Below are 17,712 nucleotides of genomic sequence, written 5' to 3'. Positions count from 1 at the left end.
AAGATAATGGGGAGAGATTAATGAGCGGGACATTTCGATTGAGTACAACGATCGTTGCGATCGGGTTGCTGGCCGCAGGCGGCGCTTCCGCTGCGGAGAAGAAATACGGGCCCGGCGTCAGCGATACCGAGATCAAGCTCGGCCAGACCGTGCCTTATAGCGGCCCGGCGTCAGCGTTCTCCAGCTACGGCCGCACCATGACCGGCTATTTCCAGATGATCAACGAGGCCGGCGGCATCAACGGCCGCAAGGTCACGCTGGTCTCGCTCGACAACGCATATAGCCCTCCGAAAGCAATCGAGCAGACCCGCAAGCTCGTCGAGGACGAGGGCGTGCTCGCCGATGTCGGCACTGTCGGCACCACGCCGAATGTTGCGATCCAGCAATACCTCAACCGCGCCAAGGTGCCGCACATCTTCATCTCCGCGGGTGGCCGGCGCTTCGCCGACGCACAGAATTTCCCCTGGAGCGTGCCGATGTATCCGGGCTTCGAGATGGAGGGCAGAACCTTCGGCCAGTACATCATGAAGCACAAGCCGAACGCCAAGGTCGGCGTGCTCTACCAGAACGACGATTACGGCAAGGATTTCCTCGTCGGCCTGAAGTCCGTGCTCGGCGACAAGAACAAGCCGGTGGCGGAAGTCGCCTATGAGATCACCGAGCCGACGATCGATTCACAGATCGTGCGCCTGAAGGACTCCGGCGCCGACGTGCTGCTCTATTTCTCCACTCCGAAATTCACCGCGCAGGGCCTGCGCAAGGTGAAGGAGTCCGGCTGGACGCCGCTGCAGTTCCTGGCGAGCCCGACCAATTCGGTGAAGACGGTGCTGGAGCCGGCCGGCTTCGAGAATGCGCAGGGCATCATGACGACGCAGTTCACCAAGCAGGCCGGCGATCCGGCCTGGGACAATGATCCCGAGGTGAAGGAATATGTCGCGTTCATGAAGAAGTGGGTGCCGAACGACAATCCGGGCGATTTCGTCGCGCTGTCCGGTTACGTGATCGCGCAGGGCATCGCGCAGGGGATCAAGCAGTGCGGCGACGACCTGACGCGAGAGAACCTACTCAAGCAGGCGACCAGCATGAAGGGGCAGCACTTCAAGATGATGCTGCCGGGCATTCAGCTCAACACCACGCCGGAAGATTATGCGCCCTATCGGTCGCTGCGCATGGCGAAATTCGAGGGCAATTCCTGGAAGCTGATCGACGACGCCGAAACCTCCGCCATGGCGAAGTAAGCACGATGTTCTGGCGGTCAACCTAGCGGATAGACTGACATGCAATTCACGGAAGATCAGATCGCGTTTCGGGACACGTTGCGGCGATTCATCGACAAGGAGGTCGCGCCGATCGCGGACGAGGTCGACCGCAACGACCGCTTCCCCAAGGAGCTGGTGCCGAAATTCGGCGACATGGGCCTGTTGCAACTCCGACTGCCCGAAGCTTATGGCGGGCCGGGCGCGAACCTGACCACCGTCTGCATCGCCGCCGAGGAGTTCGCCAAGGTCTCGGAGTCGATCGCCTTGATCAGCGGCCAGAATGGCATCGCCATGATCGTGCCGCTGGTCTATTTCGGCAATGAGGAGCAGCGCCAGCGCTTCTTCCCGGAGATTGCGGAGGGACGGACGCTGACGGCGGTTGCAATCACCGAACCGCAGTCCGGTTCCGACGTCGGCAGCATGAAGACGCGGGCGGTCAGCGACGGCAATGGCGGCTACATCCTCAACGGCGAGAAGTGCTTCATCACCTTCGCGCCGGTGGCCGATTACATCCTCGTGTTTGCACGGGTCGGCGACATCTCGGGCGGCACCCGCAACATCAGCGCCTTCATCGTCGATGCCAAAACACCGGGCGTCACCATCGGCAAGAATGAGCGCAAGCTCGGCTTGAACGGCATCCCGAATGCCCCGGTCTATCTGGAGAACGTCAAGGTGCCGGTCGAAAACCGGGTCGGCGAGGAGGGCGACGGCTTCAAGATCTCGATGCGCATCCTCGACATGAACCGCCCGACCATCGGCGCGGTCTCCGTCGGCCTTGCGCAGGGCGCGCTCGACGCCGCGATCAAATACGCAAAAGAGCGCAAGCAGTTCGGCAAGGCGATCGCCGAATTCCAGGGGCTGCAGTTCATGCTCGCCGATATGGCGATGAATATCGAGGCCGCGCGTTCGCTGGTGTATGACTGCGCAAGCATCGCGGATGCCGGTTTCGAGTCCGATGCGGCATTCCGTGCGTTCTCCGCCAAGGCCTCGATGGCAAAATGCTTCGCCAGTGATATGGCGATGAAGGTGACAACCGACGCGGTGCAGATCTTCGGCGGCGCCGGCTATATGAAGGACTTCCCGGTTGAACGCTACATGCGCGACGCCAAGATCAACCAGATCTTTGAGGGCACAAACCAAATCCACCGATTGATCGTGGCCCGACATCTGCTCGCTTGAGCCACTTTCCGCCCGTAGCGACAAAAGCTGAACCTCTGCAACTGAGATCAGTCGTGGATTCTCGCGCTCGCTCCAAAAAAAGCTCCCACGACGCCGCGGCGAGACGTCGAACGGCGAGGCGTCTCTACTGCTCAGTTGGACGCTCAGGACAGGTACCACCATGTCCTCGAGCACTTCTGCGGCCGGCCTTTCTCTGTAGCATGCGCCGGCCAGATCGCGGCTCGGAGAAACCACAGAATCCCAAGGGCCAGCCGCGATTTGCGATCGGCTTTCGACGCAAAGGTCACGTCGGGCGTCAGTAGCCGGCGGGCGCGGAAAATCCGCGGGGGTAGCGATCGTCGGGCCGCGCTGCGGGAGCCGGCCAGGCGGCATAGGCATCCGTGTTAGGGCTCTGCTGCCGGGTTGGCACCGCATGAGCCGCCTTGACATGACCGCGCTGCGCGGCCGCGGCAAACTGCACGGAGGTTAAGACGATCAAGGCCGAGCCGAGAATGGCGAGGATTTTTCTGCGCATTGTTCTTCTCCCTTTGGCCCCTTTGACGCTTTCCTGGCGAGGCACACGTGCCTTGCTTCTCAGCGCTCTGGTTGAAACTTATGACCGCGCCTGACGATTGTTACGGGTGCGCACATCACGAAGCGGCGAGCAAATTTCTTGGTCACGGCTAATAATTCAGCAGCAACGCTCGTCGGGCTGTATTAGACTGGTTTTTAACGAAAGGGTTCAGTGCGAGAATGTCCGTTGTGGTGAGGCCGATGAAGATAATCCTGCCGCTTGTTCTGCTTATGGCGTCGCCCGCCTGGGCACAGACCCAATTGGTACCCAAAGTTGCGACCGCAAAGAGTGGTACCGCGCGCTCCGTCGATAACTGTGCCCCGATCGGTCGGACCGCTAATGGTGAGTTGGTCTATTCGATGAAGTGCAACAATCTCCCGGCGCCGCCTCCGCCACCCCCGCAGGCCGAAGTCAGGGAAGCGCCGTCTCCAGAGCCCGCAGTGCGGAGCACAGGCATTTTCGGTCTGTCCCGCGACCTCCGAAAAGAATCCGAATAATCGCCGTCCGCGACTAAATCCAAACAGCGTCCGGAATGGTCCTTGCTTCCGCAATCTCCCGCACCTCGCCGCCGACACATTTGATATCTGACCGTGAAAGCGTGACATGCAGCAGAGATCGCTCAGTGACTTGAACGCCTGCAACAAGGACGATTTTGTCGCAGCGCTTGCGAATATCTTTGAGTACTCGCCATGGATCGCCGAACAGGCCGTGCTGGCGCGGCCTTATGCGGGCATCCATCAACTATTCGACGCGATGAGGGCGGCGGTCGATCGTGCCCCGGCCGAATTGCGGCTCGCGTTGATCAAGGCCCATCCCGACCTCGCCAACAAGACGCAGCGCGCCGCAGGACTGACCGCGGAATCCAATGCCGAGCAGAACAGCGTCGGCCTCGACCGGTTGTCGGATGCCGAATACGACGCCTTCGAGCGCGTCAACAACGCCTATCGCTCGAAATTCGGCTTTCCCTATATCGTCTGCGTTCGCCGTCATACCAAGGAGTCGATCCTGCGTGACTTCGAGCGGAGGTTGCCGAACGATACGACGACGGAGACGCGAGTCTCGATCGCGGAAATTTGCCGGATCGCGGCGCTGCGGCTCGACCAACTTGTCACGTCCGAGGATCGGCTTCAGGTGGCGGGCCGCCTGTCGACCCATGTGCTGGATACCCATAGCGGCAGGCCGGCGGCGGGTATCTCGGTCGAACTCACGGAGTTGTCCGATCTCGGCGCTCCCCGCCTGGTGACGCGCACCGTGACCAACAGCGACGGCCGCACCGATGCGCCCTTGATCGGCGGCCGGCCGGTGCCGATCGGCCGCTATGAACTGATGTTCAGTGTCGGCGAATATTTCACCGCGCGGGGCGTGCCGACGTCCGATCCGCCGTTCCTCGATCGCATCCCCCTGCGGTTTTCGGTGAGCGATCCCGAAGGCCATCTCCACGTGCCGCTATTGGTCACGCCTTGGAGCTATGCGACCTATCGAGGGAGTTGAGAGGCAAGCACCGGTTTATCCCTGTCATGGCCGGGAGCGCGGACAGGCTTATGGAGCGGATGGCGCAGATTTCGCTACCGGAAGCTTGCCGGATGGCACGAACGTTGCTCATTATTGCGCTCGGATCGGGCGAAAACCCGCAAATTTGACCTATTGAACGGGAGGCTGTCACGTGCCGCTGATCAAGAACCGATACGGAAAGGGCCGCGTCCGGGTGATGCGGATTCATCGCGACGGCGACAGGCACGAGGTCAGCCAGCTCAGCATCAAGGCCATGCTCGAGGGTGACTTCGCGCGCGCCTATACCGATGGCGACAACTCCACCTCGGTCTCGACGGACACCATCAAGAACGTGGTCAATGTCGTCGCCCGCCAGAATACCGGGTTGAGCGTGGAAGAATTCTGCCAGGTGCTGGCAAAGAAATATCTCGACACCTATCCACAAGTGACGTCCGTCGCGGTCACGTCGCATGAGACCAGATGGAGCCGGCTAAGCTTTGGCGGCAAGCCACACCCGCACAGCTTTGTGCTCGACAACAATGGCAAGCCGACTGTGGAAGCGACCGCAACACGGGCGGGATCGTCAACGCTGATCTCCGGGATCGACGGTTTTACCTTTATGAAGTCGACCCAGTCGGGCTGGGAGAATTACGTCAGCGATCGCTACACGACGATCCCGCCGACGGCCGATCGGATGTGCGCGACCAGCATGGTGGCATCGTGGAAATGGTCGGCCGAGCTGCAAAACTATCCGGCCACCAATGCGAAGATACTCGATACCCTGCTCGAGGTGTTCGCAACCACCTACAGCAAGAGCGTACAGGATAGTCTCTACCGGATGGGCGAGGCGGCGCTCGCCGCGGTGCCCGAAATTTCCGAGATCAGCATGGCCTGTCCGAACATGCATTTCATTCCGATGAACCTCTCGGCGTTCGGGATGGATAACGATAACGATGTGTTCCTGCCGACCGATGAACCGCATGGCCAGATCGAATGCACGGTGGGGCGGGGGTAGGCCCTCTCGATTTGCGGACGCGGCGCACGAGCACGGAGGTGTTATCCAAATTTCTCATGCAGCAGCGGCCAGAGCCGATCCGGCTTGAACGGCACGGCCGTGAAGCGGATGCCGGTGGCGTTGGCTATCGCGTTGCCGAGGGCGGCCGCGACCGGGTTGTAGGGGCTCTCGCTCATCGACTTCGCGCCCATCGGTCCAATCGAGTCGGAAGTGTCCGCGAAAAATACTTCGGTGCGAGGCACGTCGGCGAGCGAGGGCAAATGGTAATCGCGGAATTTCGGGTTGATCACGCGCCCGCCCTCGTCGATCACCATCTCCTCATACAGCGTGGCCCCGAGCGACTGCGCCACGCCGCCTTCGACCTGTCCGCGGCATTGCATAGGATTGGCGACCCGACCGGCATCGGCCGCCTGCACGCTCTTCAGAATCTTGATCTCGCCGGTTCCCCTGTTCACGGCGACACGGAAACCCTGCACATTGAAGGCGATGGATCGCGGTGAGCCGGCGGAGTTGCCGGTTCCGACCAGTTTCTTTCCGCGTGTCTTCGCGGCCTCGGCGAGCTCGGCAAAGGACAGGCGCTCTCTGCCGAAAATGACGCTATCGTTCTCGATCGCGCACGCGCCGGGATCGATTTCCCTGATGCGCGATACAAACGCCCCGATCTCGGCGGCGAGGTGTTCCGCTGCCGCCTGGGTCGCGCGGCCGGCGACGAAGATGCCGGCGCTGCCATAGGCGCCGGTGTCGTGGCCGCCATGCGCGGTGTCGGATTGCCTGAGGTGGATGCGATCGACGGTGGTCGCCAGCGTGGTCGCAGCGATCTGGCGGTGCACTGTGGAAGTGCCGTTGCCGAACTCGGCGGTGCCGACGGTCAGCTCGAAGCCGCCGTCGTCGCGCAGTGAGATCATGCAGTCGGCCAAGTGCCCGGCGGGAGGCACGGTATCGATCATGGTCAACGCGATGCCTTCGCCGATCAGCCACTCGACCGAAAGCTGCGGCTTCGGTGCCACGGCGACCATCGCGCGCTCGACCAGGTCGAGGCACTGGTCCAGCCCGTATGAGCCATAGATCACGTCGTGATATTCGGAGCCCGGCGGCGACAGCATGGGGTCGCCGGGCTTGATGACGTTGCGGCGGCGCATCTCGAACGGGCTGATGTCAAGTTGTTTTGCGATTTCGTCGATCGCGGCTTCGACCGCGATCAGGGTCTGCGGCAAGCCGTAGCCACGGAATGCGCCTGCCGGCACCGTATTGGTGTAGGCCGCGACCGCGTCGACCTTCTTGTTCGGGCAGTTGTAGACGCTGATGCATTCGCCGACAGCGTGGAACAACACCGGACCGCCGTGATTGCCGTAGGCGCCGGTGTTGGAGAGCACGTCGAGCTGTAACGCGGTTAACTGGCCGTCCTTGTCGGCGCCGGCCTTCACTTCGACGCGCATCGGATGCCGCGTTGAGGTCGAAATGAACTGCTCCTCGCGGGTCAATTCGAGCTTCACCGGCCTTCCGGTTTTGAGCGCGGCGAGCGCCAGGATGTCTTCGACGAACATTTCCTGCTTGCCGCCAAAGCCGCCGCCGACGCGTTCGCAAAACACCCGGACCTTGTCCAGCGGCAGCTCAAACAAATCTGCGAGCGTACGTCGCGTCAGGAACGGCACCTGAGTGCTGGAGCGGACGTGCAACACGCCTGATGCGTCAACCCAGGCGAGCCCGCCATGGGTTTCCAACGCCGCGTGCTGGACGCGCTGGGTGGTGAAGGTTCCCTCATAGGTGACGGCTGCCTCGGCCAGCGCGCTCGCGACATCGCCGTACTCTCCATGGGTTTCCGCGACGATATTGCGTTGGGAGTGGGCGACACGATGCGCCGTCGTCTTGTCGCCGTGAATCACCGGCGCGCCCGGTGCAATCGCCAGCGCCGGATCGAACACGGCTGGCAGGGTCTCGTATACGACCTTGAGCCGGCGGCAGCCTTCTTCGGCGGCGGCCTCCGTATCAGCAATCACGGCTGCGATTCTTTGACCGATAAACCGCACCACATTGTCCAGCATGCGGGTATCGTCCGGATCCATCCAGTCCTTTTCGTGCCGTGCGGTCGAGTACAGGCGATCCGGAACGTCTTCATGGGTCAGCACGGCGTGAACACCAGAAGTGTCAAGCGCCGCACTCTTGTCGATCATGATGATTCTCGCATGGGGATGCGGCGAGCGGAGAAGCTTGATATGCAACAGGCCTTCGATCGCCATATCGAACGTATAGCGCGCCGCGCCGCGCACCACCTGCGGGCCGGCGGGTGCTGGCAGGCTGCGGCCGAACGCGGTGCCGGCGATAGCATCTTCGGTATTGGTCTTGCCGTTGAGGGCATCCTCGATCGCGCGATAGCCGGTGCAGCGGCAGATATTTCCTTTCAACGACGCGCCGAGATCCTGGCGCTGGGCTTGGTTCAGCGACGCGCAGGTCAGGATCATGCCTGCGGTGCAGAACCCGCACTGAAATCCCTGCGCATCCAGGAAGGCCTGCTGCATGGGATGGGTGCCGCCATCGCCGGCAAGACCTTCGATGGTGGTAACGGCATGGCCTTCGGCGCGGAAGGCCGGGATCAAACAGCTATGCACCGGTTCGCCGTCGATCAGGACCGTGCAAGCGCCGCAGTCGCCGGCATCACAGCCTTTCTTCACGCCGAAATGACCGAGTTCCCGCAGGAAGGTGCGCAGGCATTGTGCGGGCTTCGGCGTTTCGGCGAACGCCTTGCCGTTGATCTCGAACGTCATGGCAGCGTTTCCAATTCGCGGCGGATTTCCTCGGCAAACCGCAATGTCATGTGCTTGCGCCACACCGGTTTGCCATGAACGTCGGTGTGGTAGAGATCGTCGGAGATTTTTTGCAGGATCGTTTCGCGCAGTTCCTTCGCGTCAGGCATTCTGGCAAACGACACCTGCATCGGCAGCACCGTCGAGGCGGTGACCGTCAGCGCAAAGGCGCCGTCGCCGGCGACGCTGCCGATCAGCAGAGCCGCTGAGCGGCCGACCGGCGTTAGTGAAATCTGGCGAAACGCCGAACGGCGTTTCATGGCCGCAAGCGGGATGTCGATTTGGCGCAGGAGGTCGCCGGGCGCGAGCACGTTCGATTGGTTGCCGGTGACGAAGTCGGCGACTGGAATCTTCTGCTCGCTGCCGTCCGCCTGCCAGATCGTGCAGACGCCATCGAGCGCTGAGGTCAGCGAGATCATCGGGCCGGCTGGCAGCGACATACAGATGTTGCCGCCGACGGTCGCCGTCTTCCAAATCTTGAAGGAAGCCAGGAACGCCCGGCAGCATTGATTGATCAGCGGTGAGGCGATCCATTCCGGTGGACAGGCGAAGGCGTCGAGCTGCGCCACGGTGCAGGTCGCCGCTACGGATAGGTCGTTCTCAGTGACCGTCAGCGCTGGCCATTTCAGGTCGGTGAGATCGATCAGCCGGGTCAGGTGAACCTGCGGTTCGGAGAACAGCCAGGTCCCGCCTGCCAGCCAAGCATCACCCGCCGTCCAAACGGGCAATTGCGCCCGCGATCGCGGATGGGCAATTTCGGATATGGTGTTCAAATCCATGGATACGCCAACGCTTTCAACAAGATGCATCTCCACTTAAGACGTCTTGCAAGACCAGCGCCAATTGTCGTCAAGGTTGGGACAGACTTTGCATTGTAATGGCGGGGTACGGCCTTGCCTCAAGGAGATGGTGGGATCATGAACCAAACGCAGCCGATCTGGATCCGGGATCCCCTCGCCATTCTCGCTACGGGGGCAGAACGTGGCGTCGTGATCCAGGATGGGAAAATCGTTGAGCTGGTACCCCACGGCGGCAAGCCGTCCACCGCCAACGTCGCCTTCTATGATGCCACCGGGCATGTAGTGCTTCCTGGGCTGATCAACACCCACCACCATTTTTACCAGACCCTGACACGGGCGCTGCCGGCGGCGCTGGACCGCGAGCTGTTTCCCTGGTTGCAGGCGCTTTATCCGGTATGGGCCCGGCTGACGCCGGAATCGCTTGATCTCGGCTTCACGGTGGCGATGTCGGAATTGCTGCTGTCGGGCTGCACCACCACGACCGACCACCATTATGTCTTCCCGGCCGGGCTGGAAGATGCCATCGATATCGAGGTGGCCGCGGCGAAACGGCTCGGCATCCGCGTGCTGCTGACGCGCGGCTCGATGAACCTGTCGCAGCGGGACGGCGGCCTGCCGCCCGACAGTGTGGTGCAGGACGAAGACACGATTCTGGCGGACAGCGAGCGCGTGGTCGCCAAACATCATCAACGCGGCGAGGATGCGATGGTGCAGATCGCGCTCGCGCCATGCTCGCCGTTCTCGGTGACGACCTCGCTGATGCGTGCGACCGCCGAGCTCGCCGAAAGGCTCGACGTTCGCCTGCACACGCATCTTGCCGAAACCGAAGACGAGAACAAATTCTGCGAGCAGATGTTTCGTTGCCGGCCGCTGGATTATCTCGAGCAATGCGGCTGGCTCAATGCGCGGACCTGGCTCGCGCACGGTATTCATTTCAATCCGGATGAGATGAAGCGGCTCGGCAAGGCCAAGACCACCATCAGCCATTGCGCCTGTAGCAACCAGCTTTTGGCATCGGGTTGCTGCCCGGTCTGCGAGATGGAGGAGGCCGGCGTTTCGATCGGGCTCGGCGTCGACGGTTCGGCCTCCAACGATGGATCCAATCTGATGCAGGAAGTGCGCGCAGCGTTCCTGTTGCAGCGCGCGCGCTATGGTGTCGGCCGCGTCAGCCACAAGGACGCGCTGCGCTGGGCGACCAAGGGGTCGGCGGCGTGCGTCGGCCGCCCCGAACTCGGCGAGATCGCAGTCGGCAAGGCTGCCGATCTCGCGTTGTTCAAGCTCGACGAGTTGCGTTTCTCCGGACATGGCGATCCGCTGGCCGCGCTGGTGCTCTGCGGCGCGTATCGCGCCGACCGCGTGATGGTCGGCGGCAACTGGGCGGTGATCGATGGTGCGATCCCCTCGCTTGACGTGGCCGATCTGATCCGGCGTCACAACGCCGCAGCGCGCGCGATGCAGGCGGGATAAGTCCATTCCGCGACGCATAGAGGAACAAGGTCCGGGCGTTGTCGCCCGGACCCCGTGGTCTCGGAACTGTCCGGCGTTACTTGCCGGGGATGCTGTCGTCGATGCCTTTGACATAGAAGTTCATGCCGAGCACCTGGCCGTCGGCGAGATGGTCGCCGTCCTTGCATTCGACATCCTTGCCGTCCTGACCGACGACCGGGCATTTAAACGGTTGAAGCTTGCCGGAGGCGAGGGCCGCCTGGGTGTCTTCGGCCATTTTCTTCACGTCATCCGGCATGTTGGTGTAGGGCGCCATTTCGAACATCTTGGTGTCGAGCCCGCCCCAGGTGTCCTCTTGCTTCCAGGTGCCGGCCAGTTCGGCTTTCACGCGCGCGATGTAGTAGGGCGCCCAGGTGTCGAGGATCGAGGTGAGCTGCGCCTTGGGACCGAACTTGATCATTTCGGAGTCCTGTCCGAACGCGAACTTGCCGCGCTCGCTGACGATCTGCATCGGCGCCGGCGAGTCGGTATGTTGGGTGATCACGTCGACGCCCTGGTCGAGCAGCGCCTTGGCGGCGTCGGCCTCCTTGCCTGGATCGAACCACGAGTTCACCCAGATGATCTTGACCTTCATGTTGGGATTGACCGACTGCGCGCCCAGCATCGTGGCGTTGATGCCGGAGACGACTTCGGGGATCGGGAACGACCCGATATAGCCGAGCACGCCGGACTTTGACATCTTGGCCGCGATCTGGCCCTGGATGTAGCGGCCCTGGTACCAGCGCGCCGAATAGGTCGACATGTTCTTGTCGCGCTTGTAGCCCGAGCAGTGCTCGAAGTGGACGTTCGGATATTTCTTGGCCACTTTCAGCGTCGGGTCCATGTAACCGAACGAGGTGGTGAAGACCAACTTGTTGCCGGCGCGCACCAGCTGCTCGATGGCGCGCTCGGCGTCGGGGCCCTCGGGGACGTTCTCGAGGAAGGTGGTCTCGACCGCGTCGCCGAATTCCTTGGCGAGGGCCTGGCGCGCAAGGTCGTGCTGGTAGGTCCAGCCGAGGTCGCCGACCGGGCCGAGGTAGATGAACCCGACCTTCAGCTTGTCGGCGGCAGAGGCCGTCGATAGTCCCATGCCGGTCGCCAGCAACACGGCCGCCGCCGCTATCAAATGCTTCTTCATACGCTTCTCCTGTGAGCCGAGGGAAATGGTCTTCAAAACGTCGCGCCTTACTTCGTGCACCTATCCGCTGTCTCTCATGCAAGCTGCAATTCTTGCGCCGTCTTCGGTCAGCCGATAGGTGACGAGCGGCCGGGTCGAAGGGCCGGATCTCGACACCTCCAGCACAAGACCACGGGCCATCAGGGATTCGAATGTTCGATAGAACCCGAACATGCTGGCGTCACGGCCCAACGACAGATTGAATTCGCCGAGCACGCTCAACTCGTGCTGCGAGAGCGGTCGCCTGTGAACGCGTCGGACGAGGTCCTCGCGCTGCTGAAGCCATTTGAGATCGGGCAGGATGGTTGACGTTTCCGTCGCAGCTGATTTTCTCGTTGCCGGCGGACGCGCCGACGGCCGGTCCCCCTCGTTGGCCTGCAGATCTCGTGCACGCCGGATTGCTTCGAGGCGGCCGTCGAGCAGGTAGGCATTCCAGAGCGGTTTGCGATCGACCATGACCGGCTCGGGTATGACCTGCTCCCGCACCAATCGCTCGAACAGGCCGATGGTCACGCCGACATGAGCTGCCGCCGACCGGCGATCCAACAGACGTGTCCTCTCCAGAGCGGGGGCATCCTGATCGATGAGTTGCGTCAAGGGCATCTGCCTCGAGTACGGACTTGGTGGACGGTGGTCGTTTCGGCTGCAGAGCGGTGCGTTCAAACATCAGGAACGATCTGGCTTTAAAGCCATTGGGCAGACCAGCGCGACCGGCTCGCCGGATTGGCACGACCGATGGATTGATCCCATACGTCTCCGGACCTGCTCCGCGAGGTGCAGATCGGGAGAAAACCTAACGGAAACCGAGTGCTCTCAAATAGCAGAGATTCTCGCACGGCTTGATGCCGAATCGGCATCGGTCTAGATTGGCGTCTTTGGCGGGCTCGGTTATGCGCTTCCACGCACCGGCGATCTATTACTTCCAAGCGGTGCGCCGGGCCGGCTCCATCCGCGCGGCCGCTCGCGTCCTGAACGTCGCCTCATCGGCGGTGAACCGCCAGATTTTGAAACTTGAGGAAGATATTGGCACGCCGTTGTTTGAGCGGACCATTCGCGGCCTGAAGCTGACGTCGGTGGGGGAGATGTTCGCCCGTCACGTCATGACCGTCACGCAGGATGAGGATCGGTTCAGATCGGATTTGCAATCGCTCTCGGGCACTTGGCAGGGGACAATCCGCATCGCCTCCATCGAGGCATTGGCCGGGTCATTGCTGCCGGACGTCATGAAGTGGCATCGGGATCGGGCGAAACGCGTGACTTTTTCGGCCCGCACCATGGGCTCGTTCGAAGTTCACGACGTACTGGTTCGAGGCGAGGCGGATATTGGGATTGCGTTCGCGCTCCGACACAGTCCGGAACTGCGTCAGGTGGCACTAAAGCGTTTTCGCCTCGGCGCAGTGGTGGCACAGGACCATCCACTTGCCTCCAAGCGCAAGGTTACACTGCCGCAGTGCATGCCGTTTCCCTTCATTCTCGCGTTCCCTGAGCTATCGATCCACGATCTGCTTCAGCCGTTGTTGGCGAGGCTTCCGCAAGGGGCGGAGCCGGCGATCCAGACCAACTCCATGGACCTCATGCGCGAATTAGCCGAGCGCAGTGTCGCCATCTCGTTTCAAACCCAGCTCGGGATTGAACGGCATCTGGAGGCCGGCCGGCTCAGTTTCCTCCCGCTGTACAACGGGGGAAGGCCTGTATGGTCCGACCTTGGCGTTTATGTCCGGTCCGAGCGCGCACTTCCCGCCTACATGGAGAGCTGCCTGCAGGATCTGGTGCGGGAACTCGACGAACGCGAGCAGCGGGAGAATGCGGCGTTTGCGTGAGCGCCGGATCCCAAATCGGCGGCGCGCGCATAATCGATCTCCAAACATTCGGGGTGAACCACACCCAGAACGTCGCTCCCTATCGCCGCATCCCGAAAGCAGACTCAGCGATCGGGTACGAACACGGTACCGAGCGCAGCGGGCGCGGTCGATCCGCCGGTGCGCGCGCGAGAAATCAGAACCAGAACGATGACCGTGGCCAGGTAAGGTAGCGACGACATGAATTGAGACGGAATTCCGATACCCCAACCTTGCGCGTGCAATTGGAGAATGGTCACCGCGCCGAACAGGTAGGCGCCGATCACCAGCCAGCCCGGTCGCCAGGATGCAAACACGGTGAGCGCGAGCGCGATCCAGCCGCGTCCCGCGGTCATGCCCGGAATGAAGAACGGGGTGTAGGCGAGCGGCAGATAGGCACCGGCCAGGCCGGCGCAGGCGCCGCCGAACATCACGGCATACATCCGGATTCGCAGCACCGGATAGCCCAACGCATGGGCTGAGAGGTGATTGTCGCCGCACGCGCGCAGCACCAGTCCCGCCCGGGTCCGATACAGGAACCACCAGACCGCGACGACCAGCGCCAGCGAAAGATAGACGAAGCCGTCCTCGCCAAAGAGGATGCGCCCAACGAACGGAATATCCGTCAGGACGGGAATGTGGAGATGCGGCGCCGGCGCAATTCTTTCGCCGACGAAGCCGGCGCCGATCAGGCCGGAGAGGCCAATGCCGAGAATAGTGAGCGCGAGCCCGGTGGCGACCTGATTGACTGCCAATCCCAATGTCATCATCGCGAAGATCAGCGAGAGCAGCGTGCCCGCGACGATGCCGCAGAGCGCACCGATGATGATCGAGCCGCTGAGCCAGGCGGCGCCGAAGCCGCAAGCCGCGCCGACGATCATCATGCCCTCGACGCCGAGGTTGAGCACGCCCGCGCGCTCGGTCACCAACTCCCCGGTAGCCGCCAGCAACAGCGGGGTGGACGCCGCCAGCACCGAAAGGATGATGGCTTCGACGAGTGCCACTAGACCACCTGTCGTGACGGGAAAATCAGCCGGAAGCGATACAGAATGAGGGAATCGCAGGCGAGCACATAGAACAGCAGGATGCCCTGGAAGACCTTGGTGACGTCCAACGGGATTTTCATCGCAATCTGCGCCTGCTCGCCGCCAATAAAGGTGAGTGCAAGGAAAAGGCCTGCAATTAATATTCCAATCGGGTTCAACCGCCCGAGAAACGCAACGATGATCGCTGTGAAGCCATAGCCCGGCGAGATGCCGGGCTGGAGATGGCCAACGGGACCGGCGACCTCGATAATGCCGGCGAGCCCCGCCAGTGCGCCGGAGATCGCGAAGGTCAGCAGGATTAACTGGTTGGAATTGAAGCCGCCGAAGCGCGCCGCGCGCGGGGCGGCGCCGACGACGCGGATTTCAAAACCCTTGATGGTCTTGCCGAGCAGCAGCGCACCGGCGGCGACCACGATCAGCGCGATGACGGCACCGAGGTGTAGGCGGCCGCCTTCGACCAGCAGCGGAACGGTCGCGACCGGATCGAACTCGGCGGTGGTTGGAAAGTTGAAGCCGGCGGGATCGCGCCACGGGCCGCGCACCAGATAGTCAAGGAAGAGATCGGCGACATAGACCAGCATCAGGCTGGTGAGGATCTCGCTGGCGCCGAACCTGACCTTGCAGATCGCCGGGATCAGCGCGTAGAGCGCGCCGGCGACCGCGCCGAGCAACAGCATCGCCGGCAGCACCCAGTGGCCGGCGTCGGTGCCCTGCGTCTTGACCGCAAGCCAGCTTCCGGCGACGGCGCCGATCAGGAATTGTCCCTCGGCGCCGATATTCCAGGCGTTGGCGAGATAGCAGAGCGACAGGCCGATCGCGATCATCACCAGCGGCGTGGCCTTCACCGCGATCTCCTGGAGCGAATAGCTGTCGGTCAGGGGATCGATGAAGTAGACGCCAAGCGCCGAGATCGGGTTCTTGCCGAGGATCAAGAACAGGATGCTCATGGTCACGATAGTCAGGCCGATCGCGATCAAAGGGGAAACCAGCGCAATCGTGTTCGAGCGTTCGCCGCGCTTCTCAAGCACTAACTGCATGAGGGGCCTCCTTCTGATCCAGGCTGCTGCCGCCCATCAGGAGGCCGAGTTTCTCGCGGCTCGCATCGGCCGTCGCGAGTGGCTCCGACAGACGGCCGTGAAACATCACGGCGATGCGGTCGGTGATCTCGGCGAGCTCGTCGAGGTCCTGGCTTGTCACCAGGACGGCGGCGCCGGCGGTGGCGAGATCGAGCAGCGCCTGCCGGATCACGGCGGCGGCGCCCGCGTCGACGCCCCAGGTCGGTTGGCTGACGACGAGCACCGCCGGATTGCGCAGGATCTCGCGGCCGACGATAAATTTCTGCAAGTTTCCGCCGGACAGGCTCGCCGCTTCCGGATCGCGCTTGGCCTTGCGCACGTCAAACGTTTCGGTAGCGCGGTCGACCGTCTTCAGCGTCGCTGCGGTGTTGACGAAACCGTGCTGCACCATGCCGCTGGCGGCATGTCCCGTCAGCAGCGCGTTTTCGGAAAGCTTCATGCGCGGCGCGGTGCCGTGGCCAAGCCGCTCCTCGGGGACGAAGGCCGCGCCGAGCTTGCGCCGTTGCGTGATCGAAAGATGGCCGGCGGCGATGCCCTCGATCACCACCGTGCCGGGATCCTGCGAAAGCCGCTCGCCCGAAAGCGCTGCGAAAAGCTCGTCCTGGCCGTTGCCGGCAACGCCGGCGATGCCCAATATCTCACCACCTTTCAGCTCCAGCGAGATATGTTCGAGCCTTGTGCCGTGGGGATCGTCGGGCGCGAGGTTGAGGTCGTTGACGACAAGCCGCGGCACGGTGATCTGCCGGTTCGCGGCCGCCTTCACTTGCTTGATTTCGCTGCCGACCATCATGCGCGCCAGCGAGGCCGCGGTCTCCGCCTTGGGATTGCAGGTCGAAACCTTCTTGCCGCCGCGCAGGATGGTGGCGGTGTCGCACAGCCGCTTCACCTCTTCGAGCTTGTGGCTGATGTAGAGGATGGCGCGGCCCTCTGACTTCAGGCGGTTGAGCACCGTGAAGAGCTGGTCGGCCTCCTGCGGCGTCAGCACCGCGGTCGGCTCGTCGAGGATCAGGAATTTCGGATCCTGCATCAGCGCGCGGACGATTTCGATGCGCTGGCGCTCGCCGACCGAGAGTTGCCAGACCTCGCGTTTGGGATCGAGCGGAAGCCCGTAGACACTGGACACCTGCTCAAGGCGCGCCGACATGTCCTTGAACGATTCCTTGCCGTCGAGACCCAGCGCCACGTTCTCGGCGACGGTGAGATTGTCGAACAGCGAGAAATGCTGGAACACCATGCCGATGCCGCGCCCGCGCGCTTCCGACGGCCCGGACAGAACCATCTTTTCGCCCCGCCAGCGCATCTCGCCTTCGCTGGGCTGGATCAGTCCGTAGATGGTCTTGACCAGCGTCGATTTGCCGGCGCCGTTCTCGCCAAGCAGCGCGTGGATTTGCTGCGGCCAGATATCGATATCGATCTTCTCATTGGCCAGGAAGTTGCCGTAGCGCTTGGTCAGGCCGACTGTCTGGAGCAGCGGCGTTCCGGCGGGGGGCTGCGCAGCAGGCGTCGAATCTAGCATTCGTTGTCACGGTCAAGAGGAATTGGCTGCCTCAATACTGTGCTAGATCGGACGCCCACGTAAGTAGAGAAAAAGCGCCAGTGCTTGCTCAACTCCTTGGCACGCGAGCGCGAGAGTGATTCTTGTTGGATTTCCCTGCATTATTGCCATCCGGAGGCTTGGCGGCGCGCCGCGCGAGACGAAACCGCTCAATTAATTGTTGCAGAAATGTTACAATCCATGCAATTCGAGACAGCACGGTCAGTTATGACGCAGAATTGAGCAGCTTCGCTCCGCTTGTGTACGACGCGGCTTCGTAAGCTTTTTCTCACAGGCATCGCTGCGCCAAATCGCCGCAGAAATTCCAGCAGTAACAGGCACAAGCGGAAAATTTGCGTCTCTACCTCAGATTGTTTCGCTGCCCCTCCGATCCCACCGGATTTTGCCGGAAAGCCGCTGATGCCGCAGCGGCTCCTGATCAATCGTGCGCCAAGGCG

At 62.3% G+C, this 17,712-nt stretch carries 14 protein-coding genes; 6 read left to right on the top strand and 8 right to left on the bottom strand.

Going from position 1 to position 17,712, the window contains the following annotated elements:
• Positions 1 to 20: 20 nt before the first annotated feature.
• On the top strand, positions 21 to 1,238 hold the full coding sequence (locus UP10_RS37290; RefSeq protein WP_044592113.1) for an ABC transporter substrate-binding protein: 1,218 nt from the start codon (positions 21 to 23) through the stop codon (positions 1,236 to 1,238).
• A gap of 39 nt (positions 1,239 to 1,277) precedes the next feature.
• Positions 1,278 to 2,438: an acyl-CoA dehydrogenase family protein gene (locus UP10_RS37285; RefSeq protein ID WP_044592112.1), complete on the top strand. Its 1,161-nt coding sequence runs from the start codon at positions 1,278 to 1,280 to the stop codon at positions 2,436 to 2,438.
• 295 nt (positions 2,439 to 2,733) lie between these two features.
• Here the strand turns inward: UP10_RS37285 and UP10_RS37280 are convergent, their stop codons facing one another.
• Positions 2,734 to 2,952: a hypothetical protein gene (locus UP10_RS37280; RefSeq protein ID WP_044592111.1), complete on the bottom strand. Its 219-nt coding sequence runs from the start codon at positions 2,950 to 2,952 to the stop codon at positions 2,734 to 2,736.
• Between the two features lie 642 nt (positions 2,953 to 3,594).
• On the opposite strand from UP10_RS37280, the gene uraD reads away from it, so the two are divergent.
• Together uraD and pucL are read left to right on the top strand one after the other, a co-directional pair.
• On the top strand, positions 3,595 to 4,482 hold the full coding sequence (uraD, locus tag UP10_RS37275) for a 2-oxo-4-hydroxy-4-carboxy-5-ureidoimidazoline decarboxylase (RefSeq protein ID WP_044592110.1): 888 nt from the start codon (positions 3,595 to 3,597) through the stop codon (positions 4,480 to 4,482).
• Between the two features lie 172 nt (positions 4,483 to 4,654).
• The gene (gene pucL / locus UP10_RS37270) at positions 4,655 to 5,497 is read left to right on the top strand and encodes a factor-independent urate hydroxylase (RefSeq protein ID WP_044592109.1); all 843 of its coding nucleotides are present in this window, start codon (positions 4,655 to 4,657) and stop codon (positions 5,495 to 5,497) included.
• Positions 5,498 to 5,538: 41 nt separating this feature from the next.
• Here the strand turns inward: pucL and UP10_RS37265 are convergent, their stop codons facing one another.
• Together UP10_RS37265 and UP10_RS37260 are read right to left on the bottom strand one after the other, a co-directional pair.
• The gene (locus UP10_RS37265; protein WP_044592108.1) at positions 5,539 to 8,259 is read right to left on the bottom strand and encodes a molybdopterin-dependent oxidoreductase; all 2,721 of its coding nucleotides are present in this window, start codon (positions 8,257 to 8,259) and stop codon (positions 5,539 to 5,541) included.
• A complete protein-coding gene (locus UP10_RS37260; protein ID WP_044592287.1) occupies positions 8,256 to 9,077 on the bottom strand; it encodes an FAD binding domain-containing protein in 822 nt (273 codons plus the stop codon). The genes UP10_RS37265 and UP10_RS37260 overlap by 4 nt, the downstream gene beginning before the upstream one ends.
• A 138-nt stretch (positions 9,078 to 9,215) precedes the next feature.
• Here UP10_RS37260 and UP10_RS37255 point away from each other — a divergent pair, with 138 nt between their 5' ends.
• A complete protein-coding gene (locus UP10_RS37255; RefSeq protein ID WP_044592107.1) occupies positions 9,216 to 10,565 on the top strand; it encodes an 8-oxoguanine deaminase in 1,350 nt (449 codons plus the stop codon).
• 76 nt (positions 10,566 to 10,641) lie between these two features.
• On the opposite strand, the gene UP10_RS37250 is transcribed toward UP10_RS37255, so the two are convergent.
• Both UP10_RS37250 and UP10_RS37245 read right to left on the bottom strand, forming a co-directional pair.
• Positions 10,642 to 11,721 (bottom strand): BMP family ABC transporter substrate-binding protein, encoded by a 1,080-nt coding sequence (locus tag UP10_RS37250; protein WP_044592106.1) that lies wholly within the window; start codon positions 11,719 to 11,721, stop codon positions 10,642 to 10,644.
• Between the two features lie 60 nt (positions 11,722 to 11,781).
• Positions 11,782 to 12,306 carry a hypothetical protein gene (locus tag UP10_RS37245; RefSeq protein WP_050044009.1) on the bottom strand — a complete coding sequence of 175 codons (525 nt, stop codon included), beginning with the start codon at positions 12,304 to 12,306 and terminating at the stop codon, positions 11,782 to 11,784.
• A 344-nt stretch (positions 12,307 to 12,650) separates the two neighbouring features.
• On the opposite strand from UP10_RS37245, the gene UP10_RS37240 reads away from it, so the two are divergent.
• Positions 12,651 to 13,580, top strand: coding sequence for a LysR family transcriptional regulator (locus tag UP10_RS37240; RefSeq protein ID WP_044592104.1), 930 nt, complete (start codon positions 12,651 to 12,653; stop codon positions 13,578 to 13,580).
• Between the two features lie 104 nt (positions 13,581 to 13,684).
• On the opposite strand, the gene UP10_RS37235 is transcribed toward UP10_RS37240, so the two are convergent.
• From UP10_RS37235 to UP10_RS37225, 3 genes are read right to left on the bottom strand one after another with little or no spacing between them, the layout of a single operon-like run.
• Positions 13,685 to 14,602, bottom strand: a complete 918-nt coding sequence (locus tag UP10_RS37235; RefSeq protein ID WP_044592103.1) for an ABC transporter permease — start codon at positions 14,600 to 14,602, stop codon at positions 13,685 to 13,687.
• Positions 14,602 to 15,681: an ABC transporter permease gene (locus UP10_RS37230; RefSeq protein ID WP_044536770.1), complete on the bottom strand. Its 1,080-nt coding sequence runs from the start codon at positions 15,679 to 15,681 to the stop codon at positions 14,602 to 14,604. The genes UP10_RS37235 and UP10_RS37230 overlap by 1 nt, the downstream gene beginning before the upstream one ends.
• The gene (locus UP10_RS37225; protein WP_044592102.1) at positions 15,665 to 17,236 is read right to left on the bottom strand and encodes an ABC transporter ATP-binding protein; all 1,572 of its coding nucleotides are present in this window, start codon (positions 17,234 to 17,236) and stop codon (positions 15,665 to 15,667) included. The genes UP10_RS37230 and UP10_RS37225 overlap by 17 nt, the downstream gene beginning before the upstream one ends.
• Positions 17,237 to 17,712: the final 476 nt, after the last annotated feature.

Origin of the sequence: Bradyrhizobium sp. LTSPM299 (genome assembly GCF_000938235.1) — a bacterium.
GTDB lineage: Bacteria > Pseudomonadota > Alphaproteobacteria > Rhizobiales > Xanthobacteraceae > Bradyrhizobium.
This window is presented reverse-complemented; position numbering and strand designations above follow the sequence as displayed.

Coding starts and splice junctions, on each gene's coding strand:
- UP10_RS37230 (WP_044536770.1), bottom strand. CDS start 15,681: ATGCAGTTAGTGCTTGAGAAGCGCGGCGAACGCTCGAACACGATTGCG.
- UP10_RS37260 (WP_044592287.1), bottom strand. CDS start 9,077: ATGGATTTGAACACCATATCCGAAATTGCCCATCCGCGATCGCGGGCG.
- UP10_RS37240 (WP_044592104.1), top strand. CDS start 12,651: ATGCGCTTCCACGCACCGGCGATCTATTACTTCCAAGCGGTGCGCCGG.
- UP10_RS37255 (WP_044592107.1), top strand. CDS start 9,216: ATGAACCAAACGCAGCCGATCTGGATCCGGGATCCCCTCGCCATTCTC.
- UP10_RS37285 (WP_044592112.1), top strand. CDS start 1,278: ATGCAATTCACGGAAGATCAGATCGCGTTTCGGGACACGTTGCGGCGA.
- UP10_RS37250 (WP_044592106.1), bottom strand. CDS start 11,721: ATGAAGAAGCATTTGATAGCGGCGGCGGCCGTGTTGCTGGCGACCGGC.
- UP10_RS37280 (WP_044592111.1), bottom strand. CDS start 2,952: ATGCGCAGAAAAATCCTCGCCATTCTCGGCTCGGCCTTGATCGTCTTA.
- uraD (WP_044592110.1), top strand. CDS start 3,595: ATGCAGCAGAGATCGCTCAGTGACTTGAACGCCTGCAACAAGGACGAT.
- UP10_RS37290 (WP_044592113.1), top strand. CDS start 21: ATGAGCGGGACATTTCGATTGAGTACAACGATCGTTGCGATCGGGTTG.
- UP10_RS37225 (WP_044592102.1), bottom strand. CDS start 17,236: ATGCTAGATTCGACGCCTGCTGCGCAGCCCCCCGCCGGAACGCCGCTG.
- UP10_RS37265 (WP_044592108.1), bottom strand. CDS start 8,259: ATGACGTTCGAGATCAACGGCAAGGCGTTCGCCGAAACGCCGAAGCCC.